Source organism: Humidesulfovibrio idahonensis (assembly GCF_054657715.1).
The window spans coordinates 119,804-138,878 of sequence record NZ_BAAHYE010000002.1 but is presented as its reverse complement, the minus strand read 5'-3'; the positions used below and the strand labels follow the sequence as shown (position 1 = coordinate 138,878).

The following is a 19,075-nucleotide window of genomic DNA, read 5'->3' as shown; positions in this document are numbered from 1 at the left end:
GGGCACAGCCAGCGTTAGCCGACAGGCACGACGTCGTTGGGTTTAAGGTTAGCCGTAAGGCAGAAGGCGCTTCACAGCACCCAGATTCGCGGCGTCGACGATGGTGCCCTGACCCAGACGGCGCTTCCGCTTGGGACCCTTCTTGGTCAGGATGTGACGCAGATTCTGACGGCGGCGCTTGAACTTGCCGGCGCCGTTGCTCACGAAACGCTTGGCCGCGCTGCGGTTGGTCTTCATCTTGGGCATGGTATCCTCCTCAATATGCTCATCGCGCGGCTTGGGGCCTTGCGAGGGCTTGCGATTCTCGTTTCCGCCGTTCTACTTCTTCACCGGGGTCAGCATCATGACCAGGGTGCGGCCTTCGGCCAGAGACGGCTGCTCCAGCTTGGCGATGTCGGCCACGTCTTGCACGACGCGATCGAGCATGGTCTGGCCGCGGTCCTTGTGGACGATTTCGCGTCCGCGGAAGAACACCGCAACCTTGCACCGGTCGCCGTCTTCGAGGAAGCGGCGGATGTGCTTCAGCTTCGTCTGGTAGTCATGTTCGTCGGTCTTAGGCCGGAACTTGACTTCCTTGATCTGAATGACGGTTTGCTTCTTTTTGGCTTCCTGCTGGCGCTTCTGCTGTTCATACTTGAACTTGCCGTAGTCCATGATGCGGCAAACGGGCGGGTCGGCGTTGGGCGAAACCTCTACAAGGTCCAGCCCTTTGGCCTGTGCCAGCGCCAGTGCCTCAGAGGTAGCCATTATGCCCAGCTGCGTGCTCTCGTCATCGACAACGCGCACCTGGGGAATACGTATCCGCTCGTTTCGGCGGACGCCATCATCCTTGGGATGCTGGTCCTGCCGTCTAGGAAAAGCTATAGCTCATCCCTCCGCGCTTGAAAGGTTCACGGGCCGCGTCCACAATCAATTGGGCCGCCCCGGAAAGTGGCACAAACCCGACATCGGCGCCGCCGCGCACACGCACGTTGACGCCGTCGGCTTCCACTTCCTTGTCTCCGACGATAAGCATGTAAGGAATCCGCTCCATTTGAGCCTCGCGCACTTTGTACCCGAGCTTCTCATTCCGCAGATCCGCTTCGGCGCGTATGCCCTTTTCCTGCAAAAACCGCAAGACTTTTTCGGCATGAGGCGCGTGGGCGTCCGTCACGGTGAGCACCCGAGCCTGCACAGGCGCGAGCCAAACGGGGAAGGCCCCTGAGAAATGTTCAATAAGCACGCCCATGAACCGCTCGATGGAGCCGAGGATCACGCGGTGCAGCATGACCGGACGATGTTTGTTGCCGTCCTCGCCGATGTAGGACAGGTCGAAACGCTCCGGCAGGGTGAAGTCGCACTGGACCGTGGCGCACTGCCACCTGCGATCAAGCGCGTCTTTTATCTTAATGTCAATCTTCGGCCCGTAGAAGGCGCCGTCGCCCTCGTTGATCTCATAGGGCATGTCCATGTGCTCAAGGGCGTCCTTCAGCGAATTGGTGGCGCGCTCCCAGTCCTCGTCGGAGCCGATGCTCTTCTCGGGGCGGGTGCTGATCTCGGCCTCGAACTCGAAGCCGAAGATGGCCATGACATCGCGCACGAAGCGGACGACGCCGATGATCTCCTCGCGCAGCTGGTCCGGGCGGCACAAAATGTGCGCGTCGTCCTGCGTGAAGGAGCGCACGCGCAAAAGCCCGTGCAGCACGCCGCTCTTTTCGTGGCGGTGCACAACGCCAAGCTCGAAGTAGCGCTGGGGCATGTCGCGGTAGCTGCGCAGGCGGCTCTTGAAGATGAGCATGTGCGACAGGCAGTTCATGGGCTTGATGCCGTAAGCCTGCTCGTCGATCTCCGTGAAGTACATGTTCTCGCGGTAATTGTCGTAGTGGCCGCTCTTCTCCCACAGCTCGCGCCGGAGGATGAGCGGACCCTGCACGAACTGGTAGCCGCGCTTCAGGTGCTCCTTGCGCTCAAAGTCCTCAAGGATGGCGCGGGTGAGCGCGCCCTTGGGGTGCCACAGCACCATGCCGCCGCCCACTTCCTCGTGGAAGCTGAACAGGTCGAGCTGGGTGCCGAGCTTTCTGTGGTCGCGCTTCTTGGCTTCCTCCAGGCGCTCAAGGTAGACCTTGAGATCCTTGGGGTTGGCCCAGGCCGTGCCGTAAATGCGCTGGAGCTGCGGATTCTTCTCGTCGCCGCGCCAGTAGGCGCCGGCCACGGTGGTCAGCTTAAAGGCCTTCAGAAGCCCGGTGCGGGGCACGTGGGGGCCGCGGCACAAGTCGGTGAAGCCGCCCTGGGTGTAGGTCGAAACGCCCGGCACGTTCAGATCGTCGATGAGCTCGACCTTGTAGGTCTCGCCCTCGGCCGCGAACTTGGCGCGCGCCTCGGCGCTGGTCATCTCCGCGCGGGAGAAAGGCTTGTCCGCGCCGACGCTGCGGATCATCTCGGCCTCGATGGCCTCAAGATCCTCGGGCGTGAAGGGGCGCTCGAAGTCGAAATCGTAGTAGAAGCCGTTCTCGATGGACGGGCCGATGGTGACCTTGGCCGCGGGGAACAGCTTTTTCACGGCCTCGGCCATGAGATGGGCGGTGGAGTGGCGGATGACCGCGAGGCCTTCCGGCGAGTCCGCGAAAACGGGCTCAAGGGCGGCGCAGTCCGCGGGCACCGGGGTGGAGAGATCGAGCAGCGAGTCGCCGCAGCGGCCCACCACGAGGTTTTTGAACTGCTTGCCCGACAACGCCTGCTTGAAGACGTCCGCCAGGGACGCGCCTTGTTCCACGGAGACTTGCTGACCGGCGACAGTGACCTGCACGATGAACTCCTTGCGTCTGGCCCGAAGAGCCATTGCCCGGACCGTGAGACGCCAAAAAGTGGAAAGGGAGGCGTTGGCCTCCCTTTCCGATGAATATGGTAGGCACGAGGAGACTTGAACTCCTGACCCCTTGCGTGTCGAGCAAGTGCTCTAACCAACTGAGCTACGCGCCTAAATTGCTCAAGGGAAGGATCGTTTACCCAAAGCCCTGTGGCTTGTCAACAAGGGAATGTCGAAAATTTTGCAATACCTTCTGCACGCTGCGGATTTTCCTTTTCCCGCATGTCAAAACCGCCCGTTCAGCGCGTGCGCTTGCGCACGGCCACGGCTCCGGCAAGCCACGCCAGGCCGCCATGCACCAGCGGCGAGCCGTAAAGGTGAAAGCCCGTTTGCCCGAGCCACCAGCGCACCGCCGTCTCCAGCACGAACACGGTGCAGAACGACGCCAGGCCCAGGCCGTGGCGATAATACACCTCATAGGGTCCTGCGCCCTGCGCCGGGCCCAGCAGCCCCTTCCACAGGGAACGCCCGGCTCCCGGCTCCGGCATGTCATTCAATCCCGGCATGGCTTCTCTTGAAAATCACTCTCCGGCGAGCCGGGTAAGGGCCTGTCGGGCAAGCTCGCCCACAGTGGTGATCGCCAGCTCGCCGTCCGCAAACAGCGGCAGTTCGGTCCCGTCATCGGCCAGCGCCGCAATGCCCGCGCGGGCCAGCGCGGCCTGCGGAGGAGAAACAAGCTTCGGCGGCAGCAGCCCCAGGACGCGCGCGGCCAAAGCGGCGTTGCCCCGGTCCTCGTCGGCCAGCCCGGCCACAAGGGTGTCCACATCGCCCGCCAGCAGCTCCGGAAAGCTCCCGGCCAACCGGCCAAGGGCCCAATAGACGCCTCGGCGCAGGCCCGCGTGCTCCAGATAGTTGCCCTCGCCGCGGGTTTCCTCGCGCACGTAGGACGCCAGCACGCGGTGGAACTCTCCCGCCAGCCGCCGGTGCAGGGCAAGGGTCTCGCCCAGGGCCTCGGGGATGCCCCAGCCCAGGCCGCCGGATTCCTCGTTCATGCGCCACAGGCATTGCCGCAGCACGACCCGCGCCGCCTCCAGACCCTCGCCTTCTCCGCCGCCCTCGGCCATGCGCGCCACGCTGCGGCCAAAGGCGGCCGCGGCGCGCCAGCGCACCAGCTCGTCGCGGTCGAGCAAAAGCGAAAACAGCGGACCGGGCAGCTGCCGCGCGGGCAAAAGGTCCAGCTCGGCCAGGCGCTCGCGCCAGTCCGGACCGGAAAGCAGTCCGCGCAGCCGCTCCTTGAGGTCGCGAAAACGGGCCATGCGCCCCCCCGAAAGGCTACTTCAAATGCTGGGCGATCTCGTCCTGAAAAGCCTGGGGAACGTCGTAGCCGGTTTCCAGGGACTTCTTCACGCAGGCGTCGGCCTCGGCCCAGTTGCCCAGCTCGGCGTGCACCAGGGCCAGGTTGTTCCAGGCCGGTCCGAACATGGGCTGCAGGTCCACGGCCTTTTTCAAAAGCGGCAGGGCGTCGTCCAGTTCTCCGCGGGAGAAGTGCGCGCTGCCCAGGGTGGCCATGGCCTGCACGAAATTGGGATCGTACTTGATGGCCTTTTGCAGGGCGGGAATGGCCTTGTCAGAATCGCCCAGCTGCAGCAGCACGAAGCCGATGTTGCCCCAGGGCACGGCGAAGAACGGGCGCTGCTGGGTGGCCAGGCGGTTGAAGTTCAAGCAGCCTTCCATGTCGCCGCGCTCCAGGCTGATGCCGCCCAGCTGCACATAGGCCTCGGCCATCTTGGGCGAATTGGACACGGCCTCGCGGAAGCACTGCTCCGCCTCCATGAACTCGCGCTTGGAAAGGTAGGCCACGCCCAGGTTATAATGGGTGTTGCCGCACTCGGGGGCCTGGCGGAGCTGATCCTTTAGGTGGGCGATGTACTCGTCGACGTTCTGGAACTGCTGGTCGGACATATGGTCTCCCCTCGCACCCTCCCCTTTCCGGGGGGGCGGTTATTTCAAGCTGATGCCGCGCTCTTTGAGCCGGGCGTTGTACCAATCGCTGAACTCGAGAATGGGCCGCACCTTCTCCACGTTCATGACGAGCATGACCATGAACTCGGACAGGGTCTGCATGTAGTCCGGGTCGGGAATGGCCGGCAGGCTCTTGAAGTACTTGTTGAGCAGCTCGTGGGCGGTGTAGCCCAGGGCGTCGGTGCGGATGTCGATGGGGTCGAAGGGCGCCTGGAACGGGTCCCAGCTGTCGTAGCCGATGCGGTCCACGAAGCGCCGCCGCCGGGGCGACATCTTCTCGTACATGGCGCGCTTCTGCTCTTCCACCTGCTCCGGCGTATACATCGGCTCCATATGCTACCCCTTGGTCTTTTTGGCCGCGGGCTTTTTCGCCGCGGGCTTGGCCGGAGCCTGGCCGATGGTGAAGCTCTTGGGATTGCAGCCGGAACAGCCGCCCTTTTTGGTCTCCGGCGAGCAGCCGGAGCAGGCGGGCAGACCCTTGCCCTTGGCCTTGCCCGCGGCCAGCTTTTCGGAAAGGGGCACGGGGGCCTTTCTTTCGGCCTGCGGCGCGGCCTGGGCCTCTGCTTTTTTCTCGCCGCCAACGCCCAGGTATTCCTCGGTGTAGTCGGTCAACAGCGCCAAAGACGCGGGCACCAGCACCTCGCCCAGCTGCTTGTAGCGGGAGTGGATGGCCTCGGCCAGTTCGTGGCTCAGGGCGTAGAGCTTGTCCTGAATGCGGTCCAGGTAGACCGTGGGATAGGGCTTGCCTTTTTCGAAGCCGGACTTGCCGCAGGTGTGGGCGGCGCCGCCGATGGCCGTGGGCACGCCGTAGATGCGGCAGGTGACGGGCCGGTGCTCGTACATGACGCAGGCGCCGTCGTCGTCCAAAAGCGGGCAGCGCACGCGCACCTTGGCCATCTCGGCCAGGATCTCCTGGGCGTTCTTGCCGTCCTTCACGGCCTTGAAGGCCTCGTGCTTCAGCAGGTGCACCTGGCGGTCGGCCGCGTCGGCGCGCTCCAGCACGTCGTTCTTGGCCTTGCCGGAAAATTTGCCGTTGAAGTTGCCGTTCAGGTACAGCGCCTCAACCAGGGTCAGGTCGAACAGGGCGTGGCAGCAGTCCGAGCAGCCTTTCTCGCAGCGAACATTGTCGGCGTATTTGTCGCGCACGGCGTGGAAGACCTGGTCGGCCTCCGCAATGATCGCCTCGTAGCGCTTGAAGAATTCGGGAAAATCAAGGGCCATGCGGCACTCCTCGCCTGTTGGTCTGTGGTGATGTGGCTTCGGGATATATGAGTCCGCCAGGGGGATGCGTAAAGGGGGGCTTGATACAAAAAAGCCGGGATTCTCCCCGGCCCCAGTCCCGCCCGATTCAGGCGGACATCACGCTGCTATCCCCGGCCGCGCGCGTGCGCAGCGGCGCTTTGAACAGGGGGCGGCACATGGCCGCCCCCTCGACATCAGCCGAAGCTGTTGGCGTTATTCTTCCTCGACAACAATGGCGTCCTGCTCGCAAACTTCCACGCAGGACTCGCAGCCCAGGCACTCTTCCATGTTCACGGGAACAGCCTTGCCGTCCTGAAGCTCGTAGACTTCAACCGGGCAAACGTCCACGCACTCGCCGTCGCCGATGCATTTGTCGTTGTCGACAGTAACCTTGTAGCCCATCGTACCCTCCAGATGTGTAGAATAAGGAATTATCGTCAGCCCCGTCCGATCCGATCTTCCCAGCCGTGGGAGACGGGCCGGTGGGCCAGGCGCCGTTTCCTCGCTTTCGAGCCAGGCATCCGAGCGCGCAGGCTCCGGGGTTGCTGATATATCCAGGCAGCGTCTTGTGTCAAGCCATGTGCGGGCTTGCCGCAGAGATACTGCGCGTTGCGGATGTTGAGCTTCGCCGGGGGCTGGGCTATGCTCGGTCCATCCGGTCTAAGGGCCGGAAATCGCGCCCTCAAGGCAGGTAGAATGTTCACCCAAAGCGAACTCGCCAAATACGCCCGCACCCTCTGGTGGGGCCTCACCACCGCCCGCACCAAGCCCTACGTTCCGGGCGACGTCATTCTGCTGCGCTTCGACCAGGGCGCCACGCCCCTGGCCGAGGCCGTGTTCGATCTGCTCATAGAGGAAGGCATGGTGCCCGTGCCCCGGCAGAACCTCACCACCGCCATGGAGGTCTCGTTCTTCGGCAAGGGCTCCGAGGCCCAGATAAAGACCGTGGCCCCGGGCGAGCGCGAGCTCATGGAGAATCTCTCCGGGCTCATCTCGCTCATCGCGCCGGCCTCGCTGACGCACCTTTCCGGCGTCGATTCCGCCAAGATCGGCCTGAGCGCCGTGGCCCGCAAGTTCCTGCGCGAGATAATGGACACCCGCGAGCAGACCGGCGCCTTCGGCTGGACCCTGTGCGCCTACCCCACGTCCGAGCAGGCGCGCTGCGCCGGGCTCACGGTGGAGCAGTACGCGGCGCAGATCAAGCAGGCCTGCTTCCTCGACCAGCCGGACCCGGTGGCCCAGTGGCGAAAGGTCCACGCCGAGGTGACCCGCGTGAAGGAAGCGCTCGGCGCCCTCGCCATCGACCGCCTGCACATAGAGACCGCGCACTGCGACCTCTACGTGACCCCCGGCGCGGACCGGCGCTGGCTGGGCGTCTCCGGGCACAACATCCCGAGCTTCGAGGTGTTTCTCTCGCCCGACTGGCGGGGCACCGAGGGCGTGTACTACGCCGACCAGCCGTCGTACCGCTCCGGCAACCGGGTGGAGGGCGTGCGCCTTGAGTTCAAGGCCGGCCGCGTCGTGAACGCCACGGCCAAGGAGGGCGAGGCCTTTGTGAAGAAGCAGCTCGCCATGGATGAAGGCGCGGCGCAGTTGGGCGAGTTCTCCCTCACCGACCGCAGGCACTCCAAGATCGGCGCGTTCATGGCCAGCACCCTGTTCGACGAGAACTTCGGCGGGGCGCACGGCAACTGCCACGTGGCCGTGGGCGCCAGCTACGCCGACACCTACGCGGGCGACCAGACCAGTCTGGACGCGGCCAAGAAGGAGGCGCTGGGCTTCAACGACTCCGCCCTGCACTGGGATCTGGTGAACACCGAGGACAAGACCGTCACCGCGCTCTTGAAGGGCGGCGGCAGCAAGATCATCTATAAGAGCGGCGAGTTCGCGCTTTAGGGCGCGGCGAAACCCAAGGGGGGAGGCTCCGCCCTCCCCTTTCCCCCTCCCTTTTCTTTTCCTTTTTCGGCGCCTCAAACCCCGTCCGTCTGGACAGGGGCGGGCCATTCGCCTAGTATTTCCACACAATGGTTTCCCCAGCCATCGCTGTCGCATCCCCGCCACGGCGCGGAAGGAGACGAATATGCGCTGGATCCGTTTCTGCCTCTTCCTCCTTTTGTGCGCGCTTTACGGCGCCGCACCCGCGTGGACCGCGCCCGCCCTGGCCGCGGACCTGGAGTTGGCGGAGCGCACGGACCGCTCCCAGCCGGCGCGCATCTTCGTGGTGCACAGCTACCATCCGGACTACGTCTGGTGCAAAAGCATCGACCAGGGCATCAGGCAGGTCATGCAGGGCCGTCATGTCCTCCTCACCTCGTTTTATCTGGACGCCAAGCGCGACCCGGACCCGGCGAACCTGCGCGCCAGGGCCCTTGATATCCTCGCCAAGATCGACGCGGGCAAGCCGCAGGTGGTCATCGCCGCGGACGATGTGGCCCAGGAATACCTCGTGGTGCCGCACCTCAAGGGACGCGCCGCGCCGCAGGTCATCTTCTGCGGGGTCAACGCCCGGCTGAAGCGCTACGGCTACCCCGCGGCCAACGTTTCCGGCGTGCTCGAGCGCTGGCAGTACCGCGAGGGCTTCGCCCTGCTCAAGCGCATTGCGCCGGAAGCGCGCACCGTGGCCGTGTTCTTCGACAGCTCCGAAACCAGCGCCTACCTCATGAGCGACATGAAGGAAGAGGCCAGAAAGGGGCCCTTCGCCCTCAAGATCGTGGGGATCGAGAGCCCGCGCACGTTCCAGCAATGGCAGCACCGGGTGCAATACTACCAGGGCAGGGCCGACTCCCTGGCCTTCGGGCTGTATCACACCCTGGTGGACGAAAGGACCGGGCAGGTGGTGCCGCCCGAGCAGGTCATGACCTGGACCAACGCGGTGAACCGGCGCCCGACCCTCGGATTTACGGATTTCGCCGCCAAGCAAGGGCTGCTGTGCGGCGTGCTCGGCTCCGGCCAGGAGCAGGGCCGGCACGCGGCGGAGATGGCCCGGCAGGTGCTGGAGCGCGGCGTGTCCGCGGGCTCGCTGCCCGTGCGCACCAACAAGACGGGCGACATACTGGTGAACCTGAAGACCGCCGAACGCCTGGGGATCAACGTGCCCTACGAAATCATCAACGCCGCCGGAATCGTCGTCAAATAGCGCAGGCAGGGGGAATATCCTCCCAAAATCGGGGGAAAGTCCTGCGACACTGGACAGATGTCCCGCCAATCAGGTAACACGCACGAACAGTAGTACTCTGTTGCTAATGCTTGTCGCGGCATTGCTCAACCGGCAGGAGACTCCATGCGCTTGTTCCGCATCATCTTCCTTCTGTGCCTCGTCCTGCAATGGCAGGCCCCGGCCCATGCCCAGGTTTCGCCGCGAGTCCTCATCATACACAGCTACAGTTCCGATTACGTCTGGACCAAGACCATCAACAAGGGCGTCGAAGAATCCCTGCGCGCTCTCAAAATCCCCGTTGAAACGCAGTATATGGACGCCATGCGCGACCCGGACCCCGAGCACCTGCGCGCCCGGGCCAAAGATCTGCTGGCCCTGATAGAGGCCCAAAAGCCCCGGGTGGTCATCGCCGTGGACGACGCCGTGCAGAGCTACCTCGTCGAGCCCTACCTCAAAGGCCGCGACGCGCCGCAGGTCATCTTCTGCGGGGTCAACGCGCCCCTCAAAATCTATGGCTTCCCGGCCGCAAACGTTTCCGGCGTGCGCGAGCGCTGGCACTTCCGCGACGGTTTCGCCCTGCTGAAAAAGATCCGCCCGGCGCTGCACAGCGTGGTGCTCTTGAGCGACGACTCCCAGTCGGCCGGCTACGTGCTGGAAGACCTCTACGCCGACCAGAAGCAGGCCGGTCCCTTCGCCCTCAGGCTGAAGGTCTTCAAGGTGCACACCTACCAGCAATGGCAGCGGATGGTGCAGCTGCACCAGCGCCGGGCCGACTCCCTGGCCCTTGGGCTCTACCACTCCCTGGTGGACGAGAAGACCGGCAGGCAGGTTCCGCCCAATGTCGTCAGCGCCTGGAACAACGCCACCATCCATGTGCCGACCCTGGGCTTTGCCGACTACGCCAAGGAGCACGGCCAGCTGTGCGGCATACTGGAGTCGGGCGAGGAGCAGGGCTATCTGGCCGGCAGCATGGCCCGGCAGGTGCTTGAACGCGGCGTGCGCGCAGGCGAGCTTCCCGTTCGCATCAACCAAAAGGGGATAGTGCTCTTGAACCTGAAGACCGCCGAGAGGCTCGGCATCGTCATCCCCTTTGAAATAATCCGCGCAGCGGGGATCGTAATCAAGTGAGCGGCACAGCCCCCAAACGCTACCGGCGGATTTTCATGGACCGCCATCTGGCTCCCGTGCTCACGGCCGTGTTCGCCGGCGTGCTCATTTCCACCCTGGTGGCCTACTTTTACACAAAGCACACGGTGGAAACCCTGGCCGAGGGACAGATTGCCCAGGCCATGAACTATCTGGACCGCGAAATCACGAGCCAGATGCACGACATGACCATCCAGACCGGGCTCATGGGCCAGGAGGAATCGTTCCGGCTTTCCCTGGAGGACAGCTACCTCGGCCGCTCGGCCCGGGTGGCCGCCCAGCGCAAGCTGGAGGGCTACGTGCGCGGCGGCGCCTTCGAGCGGGCCTACATCGTCGACAAGACCGGACAACAGATCATGTCCGCCGACCCGAACCTGAAGCAGCTGGTCAACGTGGCCGAGCGCGACTACTTCCGCCAGGCCATGCGGGGCATGTCGAGCCAGGGCACGGCGAGCATATCCAAGGTCACGGGTAAGCCCATTGTTGTGGCCGCCGCCCCCCTGCGCGGGCAGGATGGCGCGGTGGCGGGCGTTGTTGTCGGGCTGGCGCACACGGCCACCTTTGCCGGAGAAATGCTGGACAACACGCGCATAGGCAAAACCGGCGGGGCATACATTCTGAACGCGGATGGCCTGATTCTGGCCACGCCGCGCTGGGCCCAGGACGGCGTTTTCCAACCGGCGGAGAACACCAAGGCCATCATCGACAACATCTCCACCATGGGCATGCACCACTACACGCGCGGCGATGCGCGCCGCATGTGCCTCTCGCGCAAGAACGAGACCACGGGCTGGATCCTCGTCGTCGAGGCGGACGAAAGCGAGGTGCTGGCGCCGGCAAGGCACCTGGCCGCCGTCAGCGGCACCATATCCTTCTTCACCCTCGCCCTGGTGGCCCTGGCCCTGGGCGCGCTGCGCCGGGTCATGGCCAGCCTGCGCAACTCCGAGGCCGACCACCGCACCCTCACCGAGCTGAGCCCAGTGGGCATAGCCACCTTCAGCCCCACGGGCCAGCCAGAATACATGAACAAGCAGGCCCGCGCGATCCTCGGCATCGGCGAAAACGACCCGCTTCCACGCGACATCGCCCTGGAGGACGAGGACGGCGCGCCCCTCACCGGCGAAAACTCGCCCATCATGCATGTGCTGACCGACCGCGAGTCCATCCTCGGCAGGCTCACGTGGTATCCCCTGGCGGAGGGCGGCCGCAAGGCCCTGTACCTGAACGCCACCCTGCTGGGCGACAACGGGCGCGACTCCCACGGCGTGGTGGCCACCCTGGAGGACATCACCGAGCGCATCCAGGCCCTGGAGATGCTGCACCAGTCCGAGGAACGCTTCTCCAGCCTCTTCCGCCTCTCGCCGGACAGCATCGTGCTCTCCCAGCTGGATTCGGGGCTCATCGTCGACGTGAACGACACCTTCCTCGAAACGCACGGGTTTGAGCGCGAGGAAGTCATTGGCAAAACGGTGATGGACCTGAGGCTTTATGCGGATGATGCGCAGAGGGCGGAGCTCATAGACCGCGTGAAAGCCACCGGGCACGTGGAGAATTTCGAGGCGCGCGGCCGCGACAGGAACGGGGCGGAGATCATCCTCTCCCTGTCGAGCCAGGTCATGGAGATAGGCGAAGCGCGCTACCGCATGACCGTTGCCCGCGACGTGACCGAACGCTACCGCGCCGAGCAGGAGCTGCGCGAAAACCGCCGCCTGCTGGAAAGCATTCTGAACACCGTGCCCATGGCCATTTTCTGGAAGGACGCCCAGTACCGGTTCCAGGGCTGCAACGCGGCCTTCGTGCGGGTTCTGGGCGAAAGCGACCCCGCCGCCGTCATCGGCAAAACGGACTTCGACCTGCCCATGCCGACCGACTTGAGCAGGCGCTACCGCGAAGACGACGAACGGGTGATGGCCACCCAGCAGCCCATGCTCCATTTCGTGGAGCCCCTGAACGTGAAGGACAACTCCATATGGCTGGAGACGAGCAAGCTGCCCCTGCTCGACGACGAGGGCAGGGCCGTGGGCATACTCGGCATGTTCGAGGACATCACCGAGCGCATCCGCGCCGAGCAGGAGCTGCGCGAAAACCGCCGCCTGCTGGAAACCATTTTGAACACCGTGCCCATGTCCATCTTCTGGCTCGACCGGAACTCCACCTTCCTCGGCTGCAACCGGGCCTTCGCCGCCGGGCTCAACATGGAGGGCCCGCAGTCGGTCATCGGCCTGACAGAGCTCACGCTGCCCATTCCCATGGAACGCAGGCAAATGCACCTGGCGGACAATGAACAGATCATGACGACCCTGGTGCCGAAGCTCCGCTTCCTGGAGCAGGCCCTCGACGCTCAGGGCAACGAGGGCTGGATCGAGGCCAGCAAGCTGCCCCTGCTCGACGAGACGGGGCAGGCGGTCGGTCTGCTCGGCATGTTCGAGGACATCACCGAGCGCGTCGAGGCCGTGGAGAAGCTCAAGCAGTCCGAGGAGCGCTTCTCGCGCCTGTTCCGCCTCTCACCGGAGGCCATTCTGCTCATCGACGCCGAAACCACCAAGATCGCCGACGCCAACGAGGCCTTCAACACCCTCACCGGCCATGTCCTGGGCGACATCATCGGCCACGACACCCTGGAGCTGGGCCTCTACGCCGACCCGGCCGTGCGCGACGAGATATACCAGGTGCAATCCAGGCAGGGGCACCTGGAGAACTTCGAGTTCGAGGGGCGCCGCAAGGACGGCCAGACCTTCATCGGCTCCATTTCCGCCCAGGCGGTGGACATAGGCCCGCGCAAGTACCTTATGGCCATGCTGCGCGACGTGACCGAGATGAAGAAGATGCAGGAGATGATGATCCAGACGGAGAAGATGATCTCCGTGGGGGGCATTGCCGCCGGCATTGCCCACGAGATAAACAACCCCCTGGGCATCGTGCTGCAGGCCGCGCAGAACCTGGTGCAGCGCACCAGGGCGGATTTCAAGAAGAACCTGGACGTGGCCGAAAAGCTCGGCCTCGACATGGTCCTGATGCAGAACTACATGCGCGAGCGCAAGCTCGACGTGTTCATCGAGGACATCCAGTCCGCGGCGGTGCGCGCCTCGGCCATCATACGCCACATGCTCGACTTCAGCCGCAGCAGCGAGTCGCGCCGCAAGGTCTGCGACATCCCCGGCATCATCGAAAAGGCCGTGACCCTGGCCGGCAGCGACTACGACCTGAAGAAGAGCTACGACTTCAAGCGCATCAAGATCGAGCGGGACTTCGACGAAGACATGCCGGTCATCAACTGCACGGAGACCGAGATCGAGCAGGTGCTGCTGAACATTCTGCGCAACGCCGCCCAGGCCCTGGCCTCGGTCACGCCCCCCATCGAGTCGCCGCGCATCGGCATCAGCGTGCGCGCCCTGGAGGAGACCGTGCGCATCGAGATCACGGACAACGGGCCGGGCATGCCGCCGGAAGTGCAGCGCCGCGTGTTCGAGCCCTTCTACACCACCAAGCCGCCGGGCGTTGGCACCGGGCTCGGCTTGTCGGTGTCGTACTTCATCGTCACCAAGGGGCACGGCGGCAAGATGAGCGTGGCCTCGCACCCCGGCGTGGGCACGGTTTTCACCATCGACCTGCCCAGGGACGATGCCAAGGAGGCGGGAGCATGACCCCCCAAACGGCGAACATCGTCATCATCGACGACGAGGAGCGCATCCGTCAGCTGCTCATGGACTTTCTGGAGGACTTCGAGGAGTTCTCCCTGCGGGCCTGCGACTCGGCCGAGGCCGCCCTGGAGGCGCTGGCCGCGCAACCCGCGGACCTGTGCATCGTCGACATGCGCCTGCCCGGCATGGACGGCCAGGCCTTTGTGCTTTTGGCCAAAGAACGCGGCCTGTGCAGCAAGTTCATACTGCACACGGGCTCCATGGACTTCACCCTCACCGAACCGCTGCTGGCCCTGGGGCTGAGCGACCGCGACGTTTTCCTCAAACCCTGCGACACGGGCGAGATGCTCGCGCGCATCCACGAGCTGCTCAATCTTCCGGGAGCATAGGCATGGCCATCCTGATCATCGACGACGAAGCCGGGCTCAGACGTTCGCTCACGGCCCACCTGGAAGACCTTGAGTTCGAGACCATCGAGGCGGCCAACGGCCAGGAGGGGCTGGACGCGCTTTTGGCCAACAAGGACGCCGTGCAGGCCGTGGTTGTCGACCTGAACATGCCCGTGATGGACGGCTACACCTTCATCCGCCACGCCGTGGCCGAGGCGCCCGGCGTGCCCATCATCGTGCTCTCGGGCGTGGGCATTGTGGAAGACGCCCTCACGGCCATGCGCATGGGCGCCTGGGATTTCATCACCAAGCCGCTGCACAACCTGAACATTCTCGACTACACGCTGGAGAAGGTCTTTGACCGCGCCCGGCTGCTGAACGAAAACCGCCAGTATCAGGAAAATCTGGAGCGCCTTGTGCGCGAGCGCACCATGGAGCTGGAGGACACCCGCCGCCAGGTGATGCAGCGTTTGAGCCGCGCCGCGGAATACAAGGACAACGAGACCGGACGCCACGTCATCCGCGTGGGGCAGATAAGCAAGCTGCTGGGCCGGGCCATGGGCATGAGCGAGGAGGAGAGCGTCATGCTGGGCGACTGCGCGCCCCTGCACGACGTGGGCAAGATCGGCATCCCCGACGAGGTGCTGCTCAAGCCCGGCAAGCTCGCCCCCGCGGAATGGGACATCATGCGCCTGCATTGCGTGTACGGCTGCGAGATCTTGGGCCCCCTGGACAGCAAGGACGAGGCGCACCGGATCTGCTCCGACCCGCTCCTGGTGCGCAAGATGGAGGGCAACGAACAGCTGCGCCTGGCCCGCGTGCTGGCCCTGTGCCACCACGAACGCTGGGACGGCAAGGGCTATCCCTTCGGCCTCGCGGGAGAGGACATCCCCCTTGAGGCGCGCATCGTCACGGTCGTGGACGTGTACGACGCCCTGTGCAGCGACAGGCCCTACAAAAAGGCCTTCAGCGCCGAGGAGGCGGGCAGGCTCCTGCTTGAAGGCGCGGGCACCCAGTTCGACCCCGCCGTGGTGGAGGCCTTCTTCGCCAACAACGAGGCCATCTGCGCCATCCGCAACCGTTGGAAGGATTAGCCCCACGCCCCCCCAAAATTTGGACGCAAAAAAGGGGTCGTTGTCTTTCGACAGCGACCCCTTGAACTTGCGTGGTGGGCCCGGCAGGATTTGAACCTGCGACCTACGGATTCGTAGTCCGGCGCTCTATCCACTGAGCTACGAGCCCACGCGAGGAAGGCAGGATTAAGCCCTCAGCCCGGAACCGTCAAGCTTTTTCTCCACCTCGTGCACAAAAACTTCCGTCAGCCCCGATAAAAGTTGCAGACGCAGTGCCACGAAACGCAACAGCAGCACATCATCATTCGCCAAGAATTCAAGCATGTTCGGGTGTTTTAAAAGCAGCTTTTGGCGGGCGCTTTCCCGATTTTGCGCATTCGCAAAAGGTTGCAGCACAGCCGAGACCGTCAGGGCCTGGCTTGGCGCGCCCGTGCATCGCGTCCGGTCATCGATGAGCAGGCTGGCCCGCGGGTTGGTCAAAAGATTGCGATACTTCCGCGTGTCCTTCAGAGTGGCGAGCCAGAACTCGCCCGCGTTTGGCGCGGCGCAATAGGCCATGAGCGAAACATGCGGCCCGATGTCCGCCGGCGTCTCTTCCATGCCGGCCCCACGGCCGCCCTGCACGCCGCCTGGCGCGCCGACGTCCATTCCGCCATGCGCCACAGGAGTTCCGCCGCACGCCGGAGCCACAGCCGCGCCAATGGCGGGATTCATCACCGGACATGTGGCCAGGGCGCAGTGGCCCTGCCCCTGGACAAGCGCTTCGATTTTCTTCAGCATCACGCCTCCGGTGTTGCGGATTTGCGCCAGCATAGCCTGCGCGGCCCGCCCCGGCAACACAATCAGCAAAACCGCCAGGAGCCGCCCGTGCCCATTGTCGATCTTTCGCCCGTCAACGCCCTGCCCGCCCTGCCCCCGGCCGCCCCGCTGGCGGACAAGACCGCCCGAGCCCGCGCCGTGCTTGCGGCCGTGCTGGCCCGCACAAGCGCACAGGGCGTGGCCGTGGCCTTTACCGGCGGCAAGGACTCCAGCGTCAGCCTGGCGCTCTGGCGCGCGGCCCTGCTGGAGCAGCAGCACGAAGCGCCGCAAAACGCCGGGAGTGGAGCGTCGTCGCAGGCCGGGTGCGAAGCCGCCGCCGAAACCGCCAGCCCACCCCTCGCGGCCCTCAGCGTGGACACGGGCCTCAAGTTCCCGCAGGTGACGGCATTCCGCGACCGGCTCTGCGCGGACTGGAACGTGGGGCTCACCATCGCGCGGCCGCTGGTGGACCTGGCCGCCTACCCCGTGGCGCGCGACAAGGTCTCCTGCTGCCGCGACCTCAAGATTCTGCCCCTGGCCAAGGCCATCCGCGAGACCGGCACGCGGGTGCTGCTCACCGGCCTGCGGCGCGACGAGCATGCCTCACGCGCCAAGCGGCCCTATGCGGAATGGCGCGCGGCCACGCACGACACGCCCGCCTACTGGCAGGTGAATCCCATTCTGGATTGGACGGAGATGGATGTGTGGGCGTTCATCACGGGCGAGGCCCTGCCCTATTGCGAGCTGTATCACGAGGGCTACCGGTCGCTGGGGTGCATGCCCTGCACCAGGCCCGCCGACGCGGGCGCCGACGAACGCGCCGGCCGCGATCAGGAGAAGGAGCGGCAGCTGGATGTGCTGAAGGGGCTGGGGTATTTTTAGACGGCGTGGGCTGGACGCCTAGGCCCGGCCCAGCAGCTTCAGCACAGCAGTCTTGATGCCCGCCTTGTCCACCCCGGCGCGGGCGCGCAGGTCCTTGGCAGCGCCGTGCTCGATGAACAGGTCCGGCACGCCGACGCGGCGCATTTTGAGTCCGGGCAGCACGCCCGCATCGGCGTAAAACTCCAGCACCGCGGAGCCGAAGCCTCCGGCCAGGCAGCCTTCCTCCACCGTGAGGATGTGCGTGTAGTTGCGCGCCAGGTCCAGCAGCTGGGCTTCCGGCAGGGGCTTGATGAACCGGGCGTTGAACACGGCCACGTTCAGGCCGAGCTCGGCCTCCAGCTCCTGGGCGCATTCCAGCGCCGGGTACACGCGGGAGCCGATGGCCACGATGACCGCGTCCTCGCCGTCGCGCAGCAGCTCGCCCTGGCCGATGTCCAGCAGCTCCGGATCGTCCGCCACCTCGGCCCCATGGCCCACGCCGCGCGGGTAGCGCACAGCCACAGGCCCAGGCATGGCGAAGGCCGTGGCGACCATCTGCGCCAGCTCGGCCTCGTCCTTGGGGGCCATCATGGTCAGGCCGGGGATGTGACGCAAAAAGGCCATGTCGTACACGCCGTGGTGCGTGGCCCCGTCTTCGCCCACCAGTCCGGCGCGGTCCAGAAAGAGCTTGACCCCCAGGCCCTGCAAACACACGTCGTGCACCACCTGATCGTAGGAGCGCTGCAAAAACGTGGAGTAGATGGCCACGGCCGGGGTGAAGCCCTGGGCGGCAAGACCGGCGGCGAAGGTCACCGCGTGGGGCTCGCAGATGCCCACGTCCACAAAGCGCTCCGGGTGGCGCTGGCGGAAGCAGTCCGTGCCCGTGCCCTCGGGCATGGCGGCGGTTATGGCCACAATCTTCGGGTTCGCGTCGGCCAGGCGGCACAGGCTTTCGCCAAAGACCTCGGTGTAGCTTTTGGGGCCGCCGCCGAGTTTTTTGGGGGCCAGGCCGGTCTCCGGCTCAAAGCGGCCCACGCCGTGGAAATAGGTCGGGTTGGTCTCCGCCGGGTCGTAGCCCTTGCCCTTTTTGGTCAGCACGTGGACCAGAACCGGGCGGTCCATGCCCTTGGTCTGCTCGAACACATCGATGAGCGCGGGGATGTCGTGGCCGTCCACAGGGCCCACGTAGGTGAAGCGGAAGGCCTCGAACAGCATGCCCGGCGTGAAGAAGCTCTTGAGGGAGTCCTCGCTGCGGCGGGCGAACATGGCCAGATCCTTGCCGATGCGCGGAATGTTCGCCAGCCAGGCCTCGAACTCGCGCTTGAAGCGCTGCGGCGCGGGACGAGAAAGTTTGCGCGACATGAAGTTCGACAGCGCGCCCACGTTCTTCGAGATGGACATCTCGTTGTCGTTCAGCACCACCACCATCTTGCGGCCCATGTCGCCCGCCTGGTTGAGCCCCTCGAAGGACAGGCCGGAGGTCATGGAGCCGTCGCCGATGACGGCCACAACCTCGTTCTTCTTGCCAGCCAGGTCGCGCGCAAGGGCCATGCCCAGGGCTGCGGAGATGGACGTGCTGGCGTGCCCCACGCCGAAGTGGTCGTACGGGCTCTCGCTCATGCGCGGGAAGCCGGAGATGCCGTCGAGCTTGCGCAGGGTGTGGAAGCGGTCCGCCCGGCCCGTGAGCAGCTTGTGGGCGTAGGCCTGGTGGCCAACGTCCCAGATGAGCCGGTCGGTCTCCAGGTCGAAGGCCTTGAACAGGGCCAGGGTGAGCTCCACCACGCCCAGGGACGGGGCCAGATGCCCGCCGCCCTCGGAGCACTGCTCGATGATGATGCGGCGCAGCTCCGCCGCAAGGGCGGCAAGCTCGGCCGGATTCATGGCGGCCACGTCGCCCGGGCGGGAGACGCGGGCCAGAAGCTCCTGGCCGCTCGCGGTCGGAATCATCGGCTGGGGGGTCG

At 65.2% G+C, this 19,075-nt stretch carries 18 protein-coding genes and 2 tRNA genes; 7 read left to right on the top strand and 13 right to left on the bottom strand.

Annotation, left to right across the window (positions count from 1 at the left end; translation table 11 throughout):
* Positions 1–48: 48 nt before the first annotated feature.
* The 10 genes from rpmI to ACYQ4W_RS00850 form a co-directional block, all read right to left on the bottom strand.
* Positions 49–246 (bottom strand): 50S ribosomal protein L35, encoded by a 198-nt coding sequence (gene rpmI / locus ACYQ4W_RS00895; protein WP_459851771.1) that lies wholly within the window; start codon positions 244–246, stop codon positions 49–51.
* A 72-nt stretch (positions 247–318) separates the two neighbouring features.
* Complete coding sequence (gene infC, locus ACYQ4W_RS00890) at positions 319–864, bottom strand: translation initiation factor IF-3 (RefSeq protein ID WP_459854409.1); 546 nt, start codon at positions 862–864, stop codon at positions 319–321.
* On the bottom strand, positions 851–2,785 hold the full coding sequence (thrS, locus tag ACYQ4W_RS00885; protein WP_459851769.1) for a threonine--tRNA ligase: 1,935 nt from the start codon (positions 2,783–2,785) through the stop codon (positions 851–853). The genes infC and thrS overlap by 14 nt, the downstream gene beginning before the upstream one ends.
* Positions 2,786–2,881: 96 nt before the next feature.
* Positions 2,882–2,958, bottom strand: a tRNA-Val gene (locus tag ACYQ4W_RS00880).
* A 126-nt stretch (positions 2,959–3,084) separates the two neighbouring features.
* A complete protein-coding gene (locus tag ACYQ4W_RS00875) occupies positions 3,085–3,351 on the bottom strand; it encodes a hypothetical protein (RefSeq protein WP_459851766.1) in 267 nt (88 codons plus the stop codon).
* Between the two features lie 15 nt (positions 3,352–3,366).
* Positions 3,367–4,101, bottom strand: coding sequence for a DVU0298 family protein (locus tag ACYQ4W_RS00870; RefSeq protein WP_459851764.1), 735 nt, complete (start codon positions 4,099–4,101; stop codon positions 3,367–3,369).
* A gap of 16 nt (positions 4,102–4,117) precedes the next feature.
* Complete coding sequence (locus ACYQ4W_RS00865; protein ID WP_459851761.1) at positions 4,118–4,747, bottom strand: tetratricopeptide repeat protein; 630 nt, start codon at positions 4,745–4,747, stop codon at positions 4,118–4,120.
* A 39-nt stretch (positions 4,748–4,786) separates the two neighbouring features.
* The gene (locus ACYQ4W_RS00860) at positions 4,787–5,140 is read right to left on the bottom strand and encodes a hypothetical protein (RefSeq protein ID WP_459851759.1); all 354 of its coding nucleotides are present in this window, start codon (positions 5,138–5,140) and stop codon (positions 4,787–4,789) included.
* 3 nt (positions 5,141–5,143) lie between these two features.
* Positions 5,144–6,028, bottom strand: a complete 885-nt coding sequence (locus ACYQ4W_RS00855; RefSeq protein ID WP_459851756.1) for a YkgJ family cysteine cluster protein — start codon at positions 6,026–6,028, stop codon at positions 5,144–5,146.
* 234 nt (positions 6,029–6,262) lie between these two features.
* Positions 6,263–6,451 carry a ferredoxin gene (locus ACYQ4W_RS00850; RefSeq protein WP_459851754.1) on the bottom strand — a complete coding sequence of 63 codons (189 nt, stop codon included), beginning with the start codon at positions 6,449–6,451 and terminating at the stop codon, positions 6,263–6,265.
* Positions 6,452–6,745: 294 nt separating this feature from the next.
* Here ACYQ4W_RS00850 and ACYQ4W_RS00845 point away from each other — a divergent pair, with 294 nt between their 5' ends.
* From ACYQ4W_RS00845 to ACYQ4W_RS00820, 6 genes are all read left to right on the top strand, one after another.
* Positions 6,746–7,945, top strand: a complete 1,200-nt coding sequence (locus tag ACYQ4W_RS00845) for an aminopeptidase (protein ID WP_459851752.1) — start codon at positions 6,746–6,748, stop codon at positions 7,943–7,945.
* Positions 7,946–8,129: 184 nt separating this feature from the next.
* The gene (locus tag ACYQ4W_RS00840; RefSeq protein WP_459851749.1) at positions 8,130–9,185 is read left to right on the top strand and encodes an ABC transporter substrate-binding protein; all 1,056 of its coding nucleotides are present in this window, start codon (positions 8,130–8,132) and stop codon (positions 9,183–9,185) included.
* A 144-nt stretch (positions 9,186–9,329) separates the two neighbouring features.
* Positions 9,330–10,334 (top strand): ABC transporter substrate-binding protein, encoded by a 1,005-nt coding sequence (locus tag ACYQ4W_RS00835; protein ID WP_459851747.1) that lies wholly within the window; start codon positions 9,330–9,332, stop codon positions 10,332–10,334.
* A 35-nt stretch (positions 10,335–10,369) separates the two neighbouring features.
* Positions 10,370–13,996 carry a PAS domain S-box protein gene (locus ACYQ4W_RS00830; protein WP_459851745.1) on the top strand — a complete coding sequence of 1,209 codons (3,627 nt, stop codon included), beginning with the start codon at positions 10,370–10,372 and terminating at the stop codon, positions 13,994–13,996.
* Positions 13,993–14,382, top strand: coding sequence for a response regulator (locus ACYQ4W_RS00825; RefSeq protein WP_459851743.1), 390 nt, complete (start codon positions 13,993–13,995; stop codon positions 14,380–14,382). The genes ACYQ4W_RS00830 and ACYQ4W_RS00825 overlap by 4 nt, the downstream gene beginning before the upstream one ends.
* Before the next feature lie 2 nt (positions 14,383–14,384).
* Complete coding sequence (locus ACYQ4W_RS00820; RefSeq protein ID WP_459851741.1) at positions 14,385–15,476, top strand: HD-GYP domain-containing protein; 1,092 nt, start codon at positions 14,385–14,387, stop codon at positions 15,474–15,476.
* A gap of 72 nt (positions 15,477–15,548) precedes the next feature.
* Here ACYQ4W_RS00820 and ACYQ4W_RS00815 read toward each other — a convergent pair.
* Together ACYQ4W_RS00815 and ACYQ4W_RS00810 are read right to left on the bottom strand one after the other, a co-directional pair.
* Positions 15,549–15,624: transfer RNA gene (locus tag ACYQ4W_RS00815), tRNA-Arg, on the bottom strand.
* A 17-nt stretch (positions 15,625–15,641) separates the two neighbouring features.
* Positions 15,642–16,268: a pyridoxamine 5'-phosphate oxidase family protein gene (locus ACYQ4W_RS00810; protein ID WP_459851739.1), complete on the bottom strand. Its 627-nt coding sequence runs from the start codon at positions 16,266–16,268 to the stop codon at positions 15,642–15,644.
* A gap of 54 nt (positions 16,269–16,322) precedes the next feature.
* On the opposite strand from ACYQ4W_RS00810, the gene ACYQ4W_RS00805 reads away from it, so the two are divergent.
* The gene (locus ACYQ4W_RS00805; protein WP_459851736.1) at positions 16,323–17,135 is read left to right on the top strand and encodes a phosphoadenosine phosphosulfate reductase family protein; all 813 of its coding nucleotides are present in this window, start codon (positions 16,323–16,325) and stop codon (positions 17,133–17,135) included.
* Between the two features lie 18 nt (positions 17,136–17,153).
* Here the strand turns inward: ACYQ4W_RS00805 and dxs are convergent, their stop codons facing one another.
* Positions 17,154–19,061, bottom strand: coding sequence for a 1-deoxy-D-xylulose-5-phosphate synthase (gene dxs, locus ACYQ4W_RS00800; protein WP_459854406.1), 1,908 nt, complete (start codon positions 19,059–19,061; stop codon positions 17,154–17,156).
* Between the last annotated feature and the right edge of the window lie 14 nt (positions 19,062–19,075).